This window comes from Pseudomonas sp. 008 (assembly GCF_016861935.1).
Taxonomy (GTDB): domain Bacteria; phylum Pseudomonadota; class Gammaproteobacteria; order Pseudomonadales; family Pseudomonadaceae; genus Aquipseudomonas.
On the sequence record NZ_BOMA01000001.1, the window covers coordinates 917,908 to 933,296 of the forward strand.

The 15,389-nt window shown below is 57.6% G+C and carries 14 protein-coding genes; 7 read left to right on the forward strand and 7 right to left on the reverse strand.

The features are described from left to right. Positions 1 to 19: 19 nt before the first annotated feature. Both JUI81_RS03945 and JUI81_RS03950 read right to left on the reverse strand, forming a co-directional pair. Positions 20 to 1,249, reverse strand: a complete 1,230-nt coding sequence (locus JUI81_RS03945; protein ID WP_204123765.1) for a hypothetical protein — start codon at positions 1,247 to 1,249, stop codon at positions 20 to 22. A gap of 194 nt (positions 1,250 to 1,443) precedes the next feature. Then, positions 1,444 to 2,310: a LysR family transcriptional regulator gene (locus JUI81_RS03950; protein WP_204123766.1), complete on the reverse strand. Its 867-nt coding sequence runs from the start codon at positions 2,308 to 2,310 to the stop codon at positions 1,444 to 1,446. Between the two features lie 113 nt (positions 2,311 to 2,423). Between JUI81_RS03950 and JUI81_RS03955 the strand changes: the two genes are divergently transcribed. Continuing rightward, a complete protein-coding gene (locus JUI81_RS03955; protein WP_019579332.1) occupies positions 2,424 to 2,849 on the forward strand; it encodes a VOC family protein in 426 nt (141 codons plus the stop codon). After that, on the forward strand, positions 2,846 to 4,123 hold the full coding sequence (locus tag JUI81_RS03960; protein WP_204123767.1) for an amidase: 1,278 nt from the start codon (positions 2,846 to 2,848) through the stop codon (positions 4,121 to 4,123). Before JUI81_RS03955 ends, JUI81_RS03960 begins: the two co-directional genes overlap by 4 nt. Here the strand turns inward: JUI81_RS03960 and JUI81_RS03965 are convergent. The 4 genes from JUI81_RS03965 to JUI81_RS03980 all read right to left on the reverse strand — a co-directional run bounded on the left by JUI81_RS03965 (position 4,114) and on the right by JUI81_RS03980 (position 8,037). After that, a complete protein-coding gene (locus JUI81_RS03965; RefSeq protein ID WP_204123768.1) occupies positions 4,114 to 4,722 on the reverse strand; it encodes a GGDEF domain-containing protein in 609 nt (202 codons plus the stop codon). The genes JUI81_RS03960 and JUI81_RS03965 overlap by 10 nt on opposite strands. 74 nt (positions 4,723 to 4,796) lie before the next feature. Continuing rightward, positions 4,797 to 5,375 (reverse strand): hypothetical protein, encoded by a 579-nt coding sequence (locus JUI81_RS03970; protein ID WP_111453535.1) that lies wholly within the window; start codon positions 5,373 to 5,375, stop codon positions 4,797 to 4,799. A gap of 1 nt (position 5,376) precedes the next feature. After that, entirely contained in the window at positions 5,377 to 7,545 is a 2,169-nt protein-coding gene (locus tag JUI81_RS03975; RefSeq protein WP_204123769.1) for a xanthine dehydrogenase family protein molybdopterin-binding subunit, read from the reverse strand. 36 nt (positions 7,546 to 7,581) lie between these two features. Continuing rightward, on the reverse strand, positions 7,582 to 8,037 hold the full coding sequence (locus tag JUI81_RS03980) for a (2Fe-2S)-binding protein (protein ID WP_007937751.1): 456 nt from the start codon (positions 8,035 to 8,037) through the stop codon (positions 7,582 to 7,584). A gap of 252 nt (positions 8,038 to 8,289) precedes the next feature. On the opposite strand from JUI81_RS03980, the gene JUI81_RS03985 reads away from it, so the two are divergent. The 3 genes from JUI81_RS03985 to JUI81_RS03995 all read left to right on the forward strand — a co-directional run bounded on the left by JUI81_RS03985 (position 8,290) and on the right by JUI81_RS03995 (position 13,516). Further along, the gene (locus JUI81_RS03985; RefSeq protein ID WP_018929635.1) at positions 8,290 to 8,793 is read left to right on the forward strand and encodes a VOC family protein; all 504 of its coding nucleotides are present in this window, start codon (positions 8,290 to 8,292) and stop codon (positions 8,791 to 8,793) included. A 34-nt stretch (positions 8,794 to 8,827) separates the two neighbouring features. Further along, entirely contained in the window at positions 8,828 to 9,661 is an 834-nt protein-coding gene (locus JUI81_RS03990) for an AraC family transcriptional regulator (RefSeq protein ID WP_204123770.1), read from the forward strand. Between the two features lie 171 nt (positions 9,662 to 9,832). Next, on the forward strand, positions 9,833 to 13,516 hold the full coding sequence (locus tag JUI81_RS03995) for a hypothetical protein (RefSeq protein WP_204123771.1): 3,684 nt from the start codon (positions 9,833 to 9,835) through the stop codon (positions 13,514 to 13,516). A 24-nt stretch (positions 13,517 to 13,540) separates the two neighbouring features. On the opposite strand, the gene JUI81_RS04000 is transcribed toward JUI81_RS03995, so the two are convergent. Continuing rightward, entirely contained in the window at positions 13,541 to 14,128 is a 588-nt protein-coding gene (locus JUI81_RS04000) for a LysE family translocator (RefSeq protein WP_019579339.1), read from the reverse strand. 241 nt (positions 14,129 to 14,369) lie between these two features. Here JUI81_RS04000 and JUI81_RS04005 point away from each other — a divergent pair, with 241 nt between their 5' ends. Continuing rightward, positions 14,370 to 14,582 (forward strand): DUF1059 domain-containing protein, encoded by a 213-nt coding sequence (locus JUI81_RS04005; RefSeq protein ID WP_007937743.1) that lies wholly within the window; start codon positions 14,370 to 14,372, stop codon positions 14,580 to 14,582. Between the two features lie 183 nt (positions 14,583 to 14,765). Next, positions 14,766 to 15,386: a LysE family translocator gene (locus tag JUI81_RS04010; RefSeq protein ID WP_019579340.1), complete on the forward strand. Its 621-nt coding sequence runs from the start codon at positions 14,766 to 14,768 to the stop codon at positions 15,384 to 15,386. Positions 15,387 to 15,389: the final 3 nt, after the last annotated feature.

Below are 15,389 nucleotides of genomic sequence, written 5' to 3' on the forward strand. Positions count from 1 at the left end.
GAAATAGCAGCGGTTACCGTCAGCTCTGGATACCCAGGACTTTCGGACCTGGACGTTCACCTGAGTTCAGATCAGCCGCAATGATGATTCGATTTCCGGTGCGTTGGACAATAATGTCGCTCACGCGACCTGTTTGCTCCCGAACCACCCCAGAGCGACCAAAAGAAACGTCGAGCACACCGCCTTCTGTGATGCGTAGCCAGTACAGCTTCTGCGCAGGAAAATCCTCACTCCCTCCAACCACGATTTTTCTATTCGGTTGTACGGCGATGGAGGGGATATTTAAAAAGCTGGTATCCAGATCAACCACTTGGGTATTTCCACCGTTAAAGGACGGATCCGCGGTGGCATTACCCAGTAGGCGTTGCACGGAAATATAACGTTTACCATCGTCGTTGATCGACGTGACAGCAACAATGACTATCTTGTCGCCGTCCAGCACCATCGCGCCAAAATTGGTGTAATCATCATTTTCCCAAAAACCGTCAATGCCGAAGGCCTTGTGCAACGTGCCGTCCCGGTTATAGCAAGCCAGGGCTGCCCTTGAGTTTGATTGTTCTTGAGACGGGCGATCAACGATCCCAAACACAACAATACGCCCATCTGGCAAGACGGAGAGGCTAAGGATCTTCGTTATCGGACCTTTAAACCTGACTTCGATCATTCCTGATTCGTTAAAACCGGTATCGGGATTACCTTGATCATCAAGGCTGTATACGCGACCTGCCGAATCGATGGTGATGCCATCGTTGTCAGACAATTGGTAACTTGCACCCACTAAAACATGGTTGTCAGCCGTGAGACATCCCGTGGGTTCGTCGGTCTGCAAACCCTGCCCCGGAGGGACAGGATCAACGGGCAAAGGGAAAATTCTTGTACCAAAGACTAAATTAGGACTTCCTTCTTCATTGAATTGCGTAATCGCAGCCTGCCTGATAAAGGGGTCACTACCTGTGTAACCAATCAACAGGAATTTGCCGTCTTCTCGAGCCAGTAAGCGTGTAGGCTTTTCGAACTGGCCTTTGGCGAAGCTCCACTCAAACGTTGTGAAATCACGATCGGGAGTGCCACCAGACGCGGCACGATACACCCATTGGGAATTGCCTTTTTGAGCCGCGTAAAGAAGTTTTTCTGCAGTTGTTTCAACGACACATTGAGACGAATCTTGCGGAATATTGATCATGCCTACTTCAGCAAATCCCAAATCCAGATCACCTGGTGTTTGCTCCATGCTGGCTTGTGCTGTCATGCGGTCATCCTCCTGAATTGTTGGTTTCATGCAATCCGAGGAATGCCACAAACCATTCCTACAGACGGCCGAGTCCGTTTGATAGGGCCACGATAGTGCGAAAACTGAAAAAAGCATCACTGCCAGAAATAACAGTTTTAGTGTCGTCAAGAGCCAAAATACATTCTTTACAGCACATACCTGCTACATCTGCTTTAGCCAGCAATTTGTGTGAGGCAGTTGGCGAATAGCTGCTGGATCGGCTGTGTGCGCTGGCTGTAGCGCTGTAAAAGGACGATATCGCGATAAAACGTCAACTTACCCAACTGGATGATCCGGACCTTCGCCCCATGCTCAAGCCACAGCCCCGCCTCGGGCAGCAGTGAAACGCCGAGTCCACATTCAACCATCTTCACGATCGCTTCCAGCTCGTCGAGCTCCAGCGCTACTTGCACATCAATCTGCTGCTCGCGCAAAAAACGCGTCACCAATCGCCCACCGAATGAATTGCGGTCGTAGCGTACATGGGGATGGCTGGCGAGTAACTGCAGCGGGTCATCCCCCTCAAGGTCGGCCGGCACGATCAGCACAAACGGCTCCCGGCGAATGACTTGCACCGATAATTCCTTGGGTAATTCAAACGGCGGCTTGATCAGAATCGCCAGGTCCACTTCGCCAGTGTCCACCTGGCTCAGCAAGTTCAGGGATACCCCCGGCACCAGTTTCGCCTCCAGCAATGGCGCCTGTTGCCTGAGTCGCAACAACGCCTGTGGCAACAAACCGGTCTGGACAGTGGCCACCGCGCCGATCTTCAATTCGCCACGAAACTCGCTGATGTCATCACTGACGGCCATGCGACTGAAGATCTCGAGCATTTCCTGAGCCATCGGCAACGCTCGCTGCCCTGCGGCATTGAGGAGTGCCTGACGCCCGGTGCGATCGAACAGACGGATGCCCAACGCCTGCTCCAGATTGCGGATCTGCGCGCTGACCGCCGACTGAGTCAGGCCGATGTGCATGCCTGCCGCTGCGAACGTGCCATGGCGCGTCACAGCAATGAAGGTTTTCAGTTCCCGCAGCATACTGCCCCCAATTGATCGAAATAATTTGAGCTCGCTGCAAAAATTATCGTCTTTTAATCAAAAAGCACAGGACTAAACTCAGCCTCAACGCTCAACCCGTCGAGGCACATCCGATGCAACTGTCCCCTTTTCATTTGGCCATCCCGGTTTACGATCTGGACGCTACCCGGCGTTTCTATGGCGAGGTGTTCGGCCTGGAAGAAGGTCGCTCCAGCGATCACTGGGTCGATTTCAACTTTTTCGGCCATCAACTGGTGATTCATCTGGCCCCGAAAAACGCTTCTCAGGAAGCCGCCCATACCAACGCCGTGGATGGCCACGACGTACCGGTACCGCATTTCGGCGTGGTATTGCCGATGGAAGAATGGGAGGCGCTGGCCGAACGCCTGAAAGCCCTGGGTACACACTTCGTGATCGAGCCGGGCATCCGGTTTCAGGGATTGGTGGGCGAACAAGCCACGATGTTTCTTTTCGATCCCTGCGGCAATGCTCTGGAGTTCAAGGCGTTCAAAAATATCAATCAGTTGTTCGCCAAATGATCCGCTCGCCCCTTGACGCCACCACCCTCAGTGAAGCGGTGGTCAATGGCGAAACTACCGCCGCCATCATCGCCGAAACATTTCTTCAGCGCATTCAGGCGCAAGAGCCGGATATCCAGGCTTTTGTCTCGTTCGACGCCCTGCAGGTCCGCGCCGATGCGGCGCAGCACAACGGCCGTGGCCTGCTGGCCGGCGTCCCCGTGGGCATCAAGGACATTTTCGACACCGCGGCCTACCCCACGCAGTTCTATTCGCCCATTTATACCGACCATCAACCCTCCCGGGACGCCCACGTCGTGACGCTACTGCGCCAGGCCGGAGCGCTGATCATGGGCAAGACCCATACCACCGAGTTTGCGTACATGCACACCGGTCCAACCCGCAATCCCCACGACCTTACGCGAACGCCGGGCAGCTCCAGCGCTGGCTCGGCGGCCGGGATGGCTGCAGGGTTCTTTGCCCTGGCGCTGGGCACCCAGACCGCTGGCTCGTTGCTCAAACCGGCATCCTACTGCGGCCTCTTCGCCTTCAAACCGTCGCTGGGCCTGGTGTCGCTGGAAGGGGTAAAACCGTTGGCGCCGAGCTTCGACACCGTGGGTTGGTATGGCCAGTCAGTGCGCGACCTGCACCTGGTAGCGCGCGTGTTGATTCCCGGGTTTGTGATGCCGGACATCGAGCGGCGTCCGCTGCACTTGGGGTTCTGCCGCACGTCGCGCTGGGATCAAGTGGACCCCGACGTGGTCCTTGCCCTGGAACAGGCGGTGGATCAGTTGCGCAGCGCCGGCCATCACGTGAGCGATGTACGGCTGCCGGATGAGTTTGCCGGTGTATTCGACGATCATCAGTTGATTAACGATTGCGAAGGTGCCCGCTCGCTGGCAAAGGAGTTTCAACAACACCGAACACAATTGAGCCCTTCGACCCTGGCCATGTTCGAGCGGGCGGCAACCACAACCTGGCAACAGGAATCCGCTGCCAAGGCGCGCCTGGCTGATCTTGCCCCACGCTTGAGCGAGCTTTGCCGCCCCTTCGACGCCATGCTCGGCGCCTCTTGCGGGATGGTCGCGCCGGTCGGCCTGGAAAGCACCGGACCGTCGGATTTCATCAAGTTCTGGGGGGCGTTTGGCTGGCCGCAACTGAACATCCCGCTGAGGCCCGGCCAAGCCATGTTGCCTGTCGGGCTACAGATGATCGGAAGGTTCAGAGAGGATGGTCGGCTGTTACGAACGGCCGAGCACGTTGCAGCGGTTTTGCAAGGCGCCATTCAAGAATGACGAGCATCGAACTGTCGGGCACGCAACGCCTTATCGACCAGAGCCAGCAGGTCTTGCGCCGTTTGGGTTAGCTGAGCATCAAACTCGATCTGCCCGACACTGAAGCGAATGTCATAGCCACGATGCACCGTGGCATTACGCTCATCGAGTATTTCTTCAAGGCGCGCCCTGATTGCGGCAATCTCCACCGTGTTGGCGCCGGTCAATAAGGCGGCAAACTCATCGCTGCCCAGCCGACCGATCACATCGCTTTCACGAAAAGCGATGCGCAGCACGTCGGCAAAGGTTTTCAGGGCGTTGTCGCCCTCGGCACGCCCATACAACCGGTTGATGCGCTTGAAGTCGTCAAGGTCGAAAAACAACAAGGTCGCAGGTTGGCCCAACTGCCGACAGGCCTCCAGCGCCAATTGGGCCAGAGCCTCGAAGCCATGACGATTGGACAGCAGCGTCAACTCATCCATGCTCGCCATCTGCACGCCCATCAGTTCTTGCTCGGCCTTGCGCGCCAGGTCGCGCAGTACATCGCGGTCCTGCACGGCGCCGTCGAGGACGTTCGGCGTGCCCACGCCGGGTTTGAGCGGTTTGTCTGGGGTTAGCATTACTCACTCCCTTGATGGATATAAACGTTAGAGTCGTTCACACCCGGTTTGACTCCCTATAAACGCGCCGCTGGTCAGCTACCCGCCACCGGACACGGCCCTCCAGCGTCCGCCCAGAGTTTGAACTGGGTGACGAAAATGTCGTGGGGCACCGGCACCGGCGTCCGTCCCTCACCTGGATGCCAGCCCCAGAGCACCAGTTTGTCCTCGCTGACATGTTTGATCAGTGCCGCAAAATCACGATCGCCATTACTGGAACGGTCCTTGATCATTGCGCACAACCTGTCGGGCGGCAGGCCGATCCAGGCCATTTTGTGCGCGGCTGGCGGCAGGCTCCAATGCGGCGCTCCAGGCGGTGTGTGAGGCCCATAACTGGCGGGCGGATTGCTGTCGGCATGGCAACTGGCACACGGCAGACCGGCCGCCCCTTTGCCATCCATCCCGCGAACCACCCTCATCGCGTGAGGATTGCCGGCGTCGAACTGTAAAGGCGAATCGCCGGGGATATGGCAGTTCTGACAGCGCGGGCTCTGGAACACCTTCTGTACCGTGTCAAACGCCTTCAGCGCCTCTTTTTCATCAGCGAACAGGTCTGAGGCATAGCCAGTCAGCCCGATCAGCACCACCGCGCCCAGCAACAGATGTCGTTTCATGTCACACCCCCGACAGTTGCAGCGGCAGTTCCCGCAGACGCTGCCCGGTCAGGGCAAACACCGCGTTCGCCACGGCCGGCGCCACGGGCGGTACACCAACCTCCCCGATACCGCCGGGTTTGTCGGTGCTGGGGACGATATGCACTTCGACCACGGGCATTTCGTTCAGGCGCAGCACCTGATAGTCGTGAAAATTGGATTGCTGCACCTGGCCGTTCTTGAACGTCAGTTTGCTGTGCAAGGTAAATCCGAGACCGAAGGTGATGCCTGACTCCATCTGCGCGGCGATGCTCTGCGGGTTGACCGCAATGCCGCAATCCACCGCACACACCACCCGGTGTACGCGAATCGCCAGGTTGTCCTGCGACACCTCCGCCACATGGGCGACGTAGCTGCCGAAAGACTCATGCACCGCCACGCCCAATGCGTGGCCGTCCGGCAACGGGGCTTTCCAGTCGGCTTTCTCCACCGCCAGATTCAGCACCCCCAGATGCCGTGGATGCGCCTTGAGCAAGGTTCGTCGGTATTCCACCGGATCCTTGCCGGCCGCCTCTGCCAGCTCATCGATCAACGACTCCATGACGAATGCCGTATGGGTATGCCCCACCGACCGCAACCACAACACGCTGATGCCGGTTTGCGGGGAATGCAGGTCGATCAGGTGATTGGCCAGCCCCTCAAAATAAGGACTGTCGGCCACACCTTCGACGGAGGTTTTGTCGACACCGTCCTTGACCATGGTCGCCTCGAACGACGTGCCGGCCATGATCGACTGCCCGACCAGCACATGCTTCCAGGCGATCGGCATACCGTCGGCGTCCAGCCCGATGCGTGCCTGATGCAGGAATGCCGAGCGATAGTAACCGCCGCGAATGTCATCCTCTCGGGACCAGACGGTTTTCACCGGTTCGCCCGCCGCTTTGGCGACGTACACCGCCTCGCTGACAAAATCCGAGGTCGGGTTGGCCCGACGCCCGAAGCCGCCACCGAGGAATTGGGTGTGGATCTCGACCTGTTCGGGCTTGAGCCCGGTGATCTTCCCCGCGATCATCTGATCCAGGGTCTGGAACTGCGTGCCGGTCCAGATTTCGCATGTGTCCTTGGTGATTTTCACCGTGCAATTGAGGGGTTCCATCGGCGCGTGGGCCAGGTACGGCACGCTGTATTCGGCCTCGATAGTCTTCGCCGCCCTGCCCAACATCACCGTCGCGTCCCCGGCCTGGCTGACCGAGGTGCCGGGGGTGGCGGCGAGTTTACGGAAGCTTTCCAGCAGTTGCTGGCTGTCGAGCCCGGCGTTCGGCCCCGGTTCCCATACAACCTTCAGCGCATCGCGCCCCAGCTTCGCCGCCCAATAATGATCGGCAATCACCGCGACCCCCGTGGGCACCTGCACCACTTTGTGCACGCCAGGCACCGCCAGCGCCTCGGCGCCTTCGAAGGATTTGACGCTGCCACCGAACACTGGCGGCCGAGCGACCACCGCAGTCATGAGCCCGTCGAATTGCACGTCCATGCCGAACTTGGCCTGCCCGGTGATTTTCTCCGGGGTATCGAGGCGCTTGGTGGGTTTGCCGATGACCTTCCAGTCCTTGGCTTCCTTGAACTTGATCGAGGCTGGATCCGGCACCGGCAACTTGCCGGCGTCATCCGCCAGTTCGCCGTAAGTGACGCGTTTGTCGCCGGCAATGACCACGCCCGATTCGGTGTGGATCTGCGAAGGCGCCATGTCGAATCGCTTGGCCGCAGCGTCGATCAGCATCAAGCGCGCCGCTGCGCCGGCCTGACGATAGCGATCGAACTCCATCCAGGTCGAGGTCGAACCGCCGGTGATTTGCATCCCGCCAAACGCCGGCAGGCCATACTCGGCGGCCGAGGCTGGCGCGTGTTCGACGCGTATTTTCGACCAGTCGGCGTCCAGTTCTTCGGCGATCAACATGGTCAGGCCGGTCCAGATGCCCTGGCCCATTTCCGAATGGCCGAGCAGCACAGTGACGCTGTTGTCGTTGCCTATGCGTAAAAAGGCATTGGGCGCGAACACCTCTCCTTGACTCTCGGCACCGAAGGCGAAGCGATGGCCGCCAGGAATGACAAACGCCACCACCAGACCGCCACCCAACACGGCACTGCCCTTGAGAAAACCGCGACGCGAGACAGGGTTGATGCTGTTCATTGCTCAGACTCCCTTCAACGTGGCTTCAACGTCGCCTCACCCGATCTCGGCGGCGCGTTTGACCGCGGCGCGGATTCTTGGGTAGGTGCCGCAGCGGCAAATGTTGCCGGACAACGCCTGGTCGATGTCGCTGTCGGTAGGCTTGGGGATCTTCGCCAGCAACGCGGCCGCCGACATGATCTGCCCGGACTGGCAATAACCGCACTGAACCACATCGAGTTCGGCCCAGGCCTGTTGCACCGGGTGCGAGCCGTCGCTGGACAGGCCTTCGATAGTGAGAATTTTCTGCCCGTGGGCCACCGCCGTAGCGGGCGTGATGCAAGAGCGCAGCGGCGCGCCGTCGACGTGTACGGTGCAGGCGCCACACTGGGCCATGCCGCAACCGAATTTGGTGCCCGTCAGGTGCGCGACATCGCGCAGAACCCAGAGCAACGGCATGTCCGCGGGGACATCCAGTTCCTGGTCCTTGCCATTGATATTCAGGGTCAGCATGGCTGATTTCCTCAGACTCACGGTGTTCTGAAGGGGCGCCGCTGTGGCAGCGAAATACCTACGCGGCGCCTTGGGTCATCCCTACAGCTAAGCGCAATTTCACCCACAAGCCATGTTCATCGACCACCGGTCGCTCCCGTCCCGTAGCAGCTCGGCAACTGCTACGGACTTGGCGATCTACGGCGCCACCCGTCTACTGCGGACTGGCTAATCTGATAATCCAGTGTGTTTAACCTGCCGAGGACAACCGCCATGCAACGCTTTCCAAAAATCACGCCCTGCCTGTGGTTTGACGATCAGGCCGAAACGGCGGCGAAATTTTATTGCTCGATCTTCGATCACTCGAAAATCACCGCCATCACCCATTACGGCAAGGCCGGTCAGGAAATCCACGGCCGCCCGGAAGGTTCGGTGATGACGGTCAGCTTCGAGCTCGATGGCCAGACCTTCACCGGTCTCAATGGCGGGCCAGTGTTCACCTTCAACGAAGCGGTGTCGTTCCAGGTCAATTGTCAGAATCAGGAGGAAGTCGACCACTTCTGGGGCAACCTGTCCGCCGGCGGGCCTGTGCAGGCGCAGCAATGTGGCTGGCTCAAGGATAAATTCGGCGTGTCATGGCAGATCGTGCCGATCGCGCTGATGCACATGATGCAAGACCCCGATACGCACAAGTCCCAGCGCGCGATGCAAGCGATGCTGCAAATGAAAAAGCTCGACATAGCCGAACTGGAACGAGCCTTTGCCGGCCAGAGCTAATACACTCAGGCACTGGCCCGCCGAGGACATCGAGATGAAGCACACCGTCGCCAAAGATGCAGACAAAGCCCCGCGTTTCTGGCGCGACGACGCCCTGCCTTTCATCGAAGCCCGCTCCATCGCCGACGGCCGCGAGGTCTGCTACGCACGGCATTCCCACGAACACTTTTCCATCGGTGCAATCACCGCCGGGCGCAGCACCTACATCCATGAGCAATCGGAGTTTCAGGTCAGCGCCGGCACCGTGGTGTTGATGAACCCCGGCGATGTGCATGCCTGCAATCCGATCGACGACCAGCCCTGGTCGTACCTGATGCTGTACGTCGAGACGCCTTGGCTGACCGACTTGCAGCATCAGCTCGGCTTCAGCCAGGATTCGGCGTTTCGCCGGTTTTCCATCACCCACAATCGCGATGTCGAGCTGTTTGCCGGCCTGAAGAACGTATACGAGGTGTTGATCGATCAGCAGCAAGACGTGCTGCGCAAGCACAGCGCGGCGGTGGAGTTTTTCACCGAGGTGCAACAGCGGCTCAACCCTGTAGATCAACCGTTGCGCGAGCCTAACTTCAAGCTGGAACGGGCCGCCGACTACATCCGCGATAACTGCACGCATCAGCTCAAGCTCGAAGACATTTGCGAAGCGGCGCAACTGTCGCCGTCCTACCTTATCCGCGCGTTCAAACAGCATTACGGCATGACGCCCCATGCATTTCTGGTCAACCGGCGCATCCAGTTCGCCCGGGATCGACTGCGCAGCGGCAGGCTGATCGCCGATGTAGCACTGGAAGCCGGGTTTGCCGATCAGGCGCATTTTCAGCGGGCGTTCAAGCAACATCTGGCGGCGACACCGGGGCAATATCGCGGGTAAGTTAATACGCCGACAAACGCCCCTGTTAAAAACAGATTAGTTAATATCAAACCACGAGCCATACCGACAAAAGTCATACAAAGTCATATAACTAACATGACAACACTCCAAACTATTATTTAAGCTCCCTTCCCACGCGACAACCCAATATCAGAAGATGGAGCTTCTTACTTGAACACGTCGAATAACCACGTACTTCATTCCAGCAACCAACGCGAGAAACAATCAGTCATTGAAGCCATCGCCAACTTCCTCAGCGATGAAGACGTCATGGCAACTGTTGGATGGTCGTGGGATCGTGTATCCGTTACCTGTGACCCGAATTCCAACTTCTCCCAGCTACATCGTCCAGCTACTACCTGCCTGGCGAGGCTCAGCCGGCAACCCGACTTCAAAAAAATCGGCGGCGAACAAGGCATCCCCCAAACAAACATCTTTCATGTCAATGAACACGGCCAACTCTTTTACGCCTATGACAATATCAGTACCCGTGAAGTCAACGGCGAGCTGGTCACCGTTGGTTTCTTCTCCGAGCGTAACGACATCGCCCATCACTACACCGGCGTTGCCGATATCGATGAACAGCTACGCCTCCTTTCAGACAGTGCCAAGCTGACCGGCGGATGGGTGACGTCCACCGAAAAAATCACAATAAGCCAGTGGTTGCGTTTTCACGGCATGCCACTTCCGGCCAGCGTGGAAAGTGCAAAAGAGTTAATTGATTTACTGAATGTCACCACACTTCCAGCACCGTCGCCCTATGGGAACTACTGGGAGTTGCTGAGCCCTCCCAAAGACTCACCGTTCGAACTCACGGAGAAAAATCGCGCCCTCATTCGCGATGTGATCGAGGAAGAAACCGGAGGCGAACTTCCTTTGGTTTCGATTTATGGCCATGCGCTGAAACTTGAAAGCTTTTCCGCCGACAAACTGCCCACCAGCCAAGGTTACCGTCTGACACGGCTGATCGATATTGCAGTGTCGAGCGCGAATAATGGGCATGCGTTCATGACGGCATTAGGCTGGTTCGCTGATGAAAACGGCCCCAAGCCCACCGAGCAGTTCATCGAACAGCTGATGATTGCGGTGATGCTGCTTGACCTTGATCCGGAACTGGACAGCGCCAATACCTCGTTTGCAGGTTTTGACCTCTACTCGAAGCGTTATTTGCTGCTTCCCCCCTCAGCGGTCCGCACGCAACTTGAACAGCATCTGGTCAGCCAACTCAAGCTCGACGCCATGGTTGCCCCGCTCGTCGCGGAACTGGTCCTGGGTGGCATGGCGCCGGAGTATCTTGCCGATGAACTGCCGTCCAATCTGCGTATCGGCACACCGGCGTGGGTCGTCTTCACCCAGGCCGTACACTTTGCCGAAGCGATCACCCCCGGTGTTTCCCGGAGCATGACCTACCAACACCTGCTGGGGTTCGCCCGCGCATCGCAATTGACACCCGAGCTCAAAGCAGTGTTTACCGCACACTCGGCTGACCCGGTGATCACCTGGGCGCTGATGAACGACCTGATCTCCCGGGACTCAGAGGGCAACCTCAATCAGCAAGCCGTTACGGTGGCGATGGATGAGTACAAGCAACATGCGGACATGATGACGAGCGCCTTGATTGATCTAGGCAAACCGCTGCCCCATCGCAAGGCGCTCGCGCTTAAAGAACTGAAATCCCAGGTGCCGGATTGTGACCCCGAGGAACTGTTGGTCAAACATCGCGGAACGGGCGGCGGCGCAGGAAGGCGGGTATCGGTTGTCGATCTTTACCTGGGCGACGAGCTTCACACCCAGGATTGGGATCGAGCCAAAGGGACCAGCATTTACCAGTCCTTCCCTGATCTGGCTGACATGTACCCCGTTGCAGATTTATTTCAGCAAGCGATCCACAATCATTACAACTCAATGACCGAAGCGTTGTCGGCCATTATCAATGTTACATTTTCGCAACTAAGCCTGACGGACAGGTCGTTCATTGAGGACGGCCACCTGGGTATCTATTGTGTTCAGGAGTACACAACCACCCGAGCTCCTTATATTCCCGGCTGGCCGGGCGTCGTAAGACCGGCAACGCCCACCCCCGGAAAGACCGCTCGTTACGGCGTTCTCATCTGTGCGGTGCTCCATTCGGAACTTCGTTGTTATCAACTGTTCCCGATGAGGACGGAATGTGTATTCAGCGAAGAACTCAGCGAAGTGTTTCGTCCTCTGGTAATGGCCAACGGGCCCATAGCCGGCGCAACATTTGTGGACCACCAACAACATTTGGAAGGCCGTCTGGATATACAGGCTTATCGAGCGAACACAGCCCCCCGCAGCTATTCAAAATCCGCTTTTTTCATCCACAAGATCGGTGAGTTCAACCCATCAGCAAGTGCAGACACCACCACACCGAACCCCTACTTTCGTTCGACGCGAAAAGAAGCAATCAGCAATCTTATTGCAAAAGAGAATCCTTATTTCACTGAAGATGAACTGATGCAACTGGGCTTCGATCAGACCAAACGTGAAAAAGCGATTGAAAAGACCGAAGCTATATACACGTTCATTCTGAACCTGATCATTCCGTTCAAGGAGTGCGTCGAGGAGCTTTCCTCGGGGGTTCCTGCCCGACAAAACCGCGCCATTTTCGGCTGTATCATGGATGCCGCGGCCCTCGCTGTTTCCGTTGCCGTCATCGGCATTAAAGTGGCCGCTATCAGCGCGAAGGCCACAACCCTGGTTTCGAAACTGCTTTCCACTTCCAAAGTGGTTGGCAGTACCGTCATCAGCCTCTTCACTCCCATCGACGATCCTGCAAAGTTACTCACCGATGGCAGCAAGCTGCTGGCTCGAGGTGTAATGAAGTTGAGCGGCCACGCCCGCTCCGCTTCTCACCTGGCCAGACAGCAATTGCGTTTTATGTCCGGTGTAAACGGCTACGACTTGATCAAGGCCATCAACCATTCCGGCGCGGCCCCACGGATTCGAATGTCGCTGGACACGGTTGCCCATGGTCGTGCGCTGTTCAAGGACGATGGCATTCAAACCGTTGAACAGATTGTGACCCGCCTGGGCAACAAGCACAGTCGACTGCCAGATGGCGCTCTGCCGTCCGAACTGGAGCATCTGTTCAACAATGCGCTTGTTGAATCGGCGACCGGACTCAGGCAAACACAAGATCTGCAGGCATTGATCGGCCGAACGGCTGTTGATGATCTTTTCAAAGCCGTCCTGGAAAAAGCTCAATACAGCTACACCAGCGCCCGCTCCGCATCCGCTGCCCAAAGTTACGCCGATACGCTGGCAACCTTTGCCCAGGTCGAAACGAAAAACGTCACCTACATGAAGAATTACCAACAAAACGTATTACAGCAAGACCTGGGCAAGACACCGTTTAATCAGGTCATGCCAGAGTCAGCCTTCAATTCAATGGGCTTTACCGATAACTCGCAAAGGGCCGGCGCCTGGATCGTCAATGGTTCTACCTCCCCTGGCAACGACCTCGACAGCATCGTTGCGGTACTGCGCGAGTACGCCGGCAATCAAAAAACACTGACTGATCCGACCGTGATCAAACAGCTGCATGCCCGTATCGCGCCAGCCACCTCGGACGTCGTGCGCGTGGGCGTCAATGACAAGAAATACGCCAGCAACATCAGTGGATTCGCCGCGATGGAACAACATCTGAAAACACTGAATTCCAGTCATGAGCATTTCGACAAACAGTTGCTGGCGACCGTCGTAGGTTTCCACGGTCTAGGCGACGGTAATGGCCGTACGGGTCGTGCCCTGTATGCCATCAGTCAGCTTCGAAACAACCGGTTCACACCGCTGACAAAACAAGAGTTCAGTTTGCTGCACGGACTCGATTAAGGTGAATGCCTGAGGGTGTGTGGCTTAGGAAAGCAACAAATACACCGCACTCAGCCCTAGCAACAATGCCATGAGCCGGTTGAACAATCGCATGCCTACAGGATTATTCAGATAACCCTGCAGGCATGTCCCGGCATACGCCCAACAGCCGACAGACACATAGCAGATCACCAGATACACCGCCGCGAACTGCCAGACCAGCCGCGCCTCGCCGTCCGCGACGAACGCGCCCATGCCCGCTACACAGGCCAGCCAGGCTTTCGGATTGAGCCATTGCATCATCGCGCCATATAACATCGACGGCGCCCGGCGCGATTTATCCGCATCGATGCGGCCATCGTCCGCCGCCAGTTTCCAGGCCATGAACAACAGAAACGCAACACCCGCCAGTTGCACCACTTGCGTCAGCGCCGGCCACAACCGCAATACCTCATGCAACCCCATTCCCATCAATACCAGCAATAAAACGAAACCCAGCGTTGCTCCGGCGACATGTCGCTGACTGGCGCGAAAACCGAACTGCGCCCCCGAACTCAACGCCACAATGTTCACCGGCCCCGGTGTAATGGAAGCGACCAAGGCAAACGCCGCCATGGAAAGAATCAGACTCATTGCATACCTTCTTCAATTCAGTTGAACCAGGGCTCAAGGTAAAGAGCCAGGGAAATGCTGTATTGAAGAAAACAACCCTTGCCTGTTCCGCGATGCATGTCGCGCCCTGTAGGTTGCAAGACTGTCACGAGGCACCTTATGGCGGGCCTATACTTCAAGAGTCGGCACACTCGATGCGGGGCGCGTCGAGTGATCGTTCACGCAGGCCACAGCCTGCCTTCATCGTAGGGAGGAGAAGATCATGGCGCGTAAATACATCGACTGCCGCGAGTTCCCAAGCGCTTCCAAATGCTCGGTCGCCCTGTCCGCAGACTCTGAAAACGAACTGCTGGAGGCCGCGGCACAGCATGCGGTCAGTGTTCACAAGCACACCGATTCACCAGAACTGCGTGCTCAACTGAAGACAATGTTCCACGACGGCACCCCGCCCGTAGAAGCACCGCGTCCGGCGTAGGAACTGCCGAAGGCTGCGATCCGTAAACGCAAGAAGGGACAGACCACGACTCAAGGCAAATGCCGAACAATCGTGGTCTGTCCCATGTTTTTCTCTGTACGGCTATTTGCATCCACCGCTGTATGGGCCAAATCACCAACCACCCGTGATAAAAATACCGCTCTCGTTCCTGGAGCCCCGTTCATGGACCTCGCCACCCTCCTCCTGTTTTTGCCGGCCTGCTTCGCCCTGAACATGGCCCCCGGCCCAAACAATCTGTTGTCGGTCAGCAACGCCACCCGTTATGGCTATCGTCGCGCCTGTGTGGCCGGCGTCGGGCGTTTGCTGGCATTTGCCGGGATGATTGGCCTGGCCGCCGCCGGATTGTCGGTGGTGCTGAAAACCTCGGAATGGCTGTTCTACGCGATCAAGATCATCGGTGCCGCTTACCTGTTGTACCTGGCATGGCAACTGTGGCGCGCCAATCCCGAGGCCGAGCAGCACATCACCGGCACGCCGGTGGGGATCCTGGCCCTGGCGCGCCAGGAGTTTCTGGTGGCAGCGGGTAATCCCAAGGCCATTTTGCTGTTCACCGCCTTCCTGCCGCAGTTCGTCGACCCAACCCAGGCGGTGGCGCCGCAATTCGCGGTGCTCGGCGCGTTGTTCCTGCTGCTGGAATGGATCGCCATCAGCGCCTACGCCTACATGGGCCTGCACATGCGCCGCTGGTTCGCCGAACCACGGGGCAAGCGGATGTTCAACCGTTGCTGCGCGGGGTTGCTGTCGGCGGCAGCTTCGGTGCTGTTGATGGCGAAACGGGCCTGACCT

What these genes read in the sequence shown, in the direction of transcription:
- JUI81_RS03945 (WP_204123765.1), bottom strand. Translation starts at nt 1,249, where the DNA reads ATGACAGCACAAGCCAGCATGGAGCAAACACCAGGTGATCTGGATTTG.
- JUI81_RS03950 (WP_204123766.1), bottom strand. Translation starts at nt 2,310, where the DNA reads ATGCTGCGGGAACTGAAAACCTTCATTGCTGTGACGCGCCATGGCACG.
- JUI81_RS03955 (WP_019579332.1), top strand. Translation starts at nt 2,424, where the DNA reads ATGCAACTGTCCCCTTTTCATTTGGCCATCCCGGTTTACGATCTGGAC.
- JUI81_RS03960 (WP_204123767.1), top strand. Translation starts at nt 2,846, where the DNA reads ATGATCCGCTCGCCCCTTGACGCCACCACCCTCAGTGAAGCGGTGGTC.
- JUI81_RS03965 (WP_204123768.1), bottom strand. Translation starts at nt 4,722, where the DNA reads ATGCTAACCCCAGACAAACCGCTCAAACCCGGCGTGGGCACGCCGAAC.
- JUI81_RS03970 (WP_111453535.1), bottom strand. Translation starts at nt 5,375, where the DNA reads ATGAAACGACATCTGTTGCTGGGCGCGGTGGTGCTGATCGGGCTGACT.
- JUI81_RS03975 (WP_204123769.1), bottom strand. Translation starts at nt 7,545, where the DNA reads ATGAACAGCATCAACCCTGTCTCGCGTCGCGGTTTTCTCAAGGGCAGT.
- JUI81_RS03980 (WP_007937751.1), bottom strand. Translation starts at nt 8,037, where the DNA reads ATGCTGACCCTGAATATCAATGGCAAGGACCAGGAACTGGATGTCCCC.
- JUI81_RS03985 (WP_018929635.1), top strand. Translation starts at nt 8,290, where the DNA reads ATGCAACGCTTTCCAAAAATCACGCCCTGCCTGTGGTTTGACGATCAG.
- JUI81_RS03990 (WP_204123770.1), top strand. Translation starts at nt 8,828, where the DNA reads ATGAAGCACACCGTCGCCAAAGATGCAGACAAAGCCCCGCGTTTCTGG.
- JUI81_RS04000 (WP_019579339.1), bottom strand. Translation starts at nt 14,128, where the DNA reads ATGAGTCTGATTCTTTCCATGGCGGCGTTTGCCTTGGTCGCTTCCATT.
- JUI81_RS04005 (WP_007937743.1), top strand. Translation starts at nt 14,370, where the DNA reads ATGGCGCGTAAATACATCGACTGCCGCGAGTTCCCAAGCGCTTCCAAA.
- JUI81_RS04010 (WP_019579340.1), top strand. Translation starts at nt 14,766, where the DNA reads ATGGACCTCGCCACCCTCCTCCTGTTTTTGCCGGCCTGCTTCGCCCTG.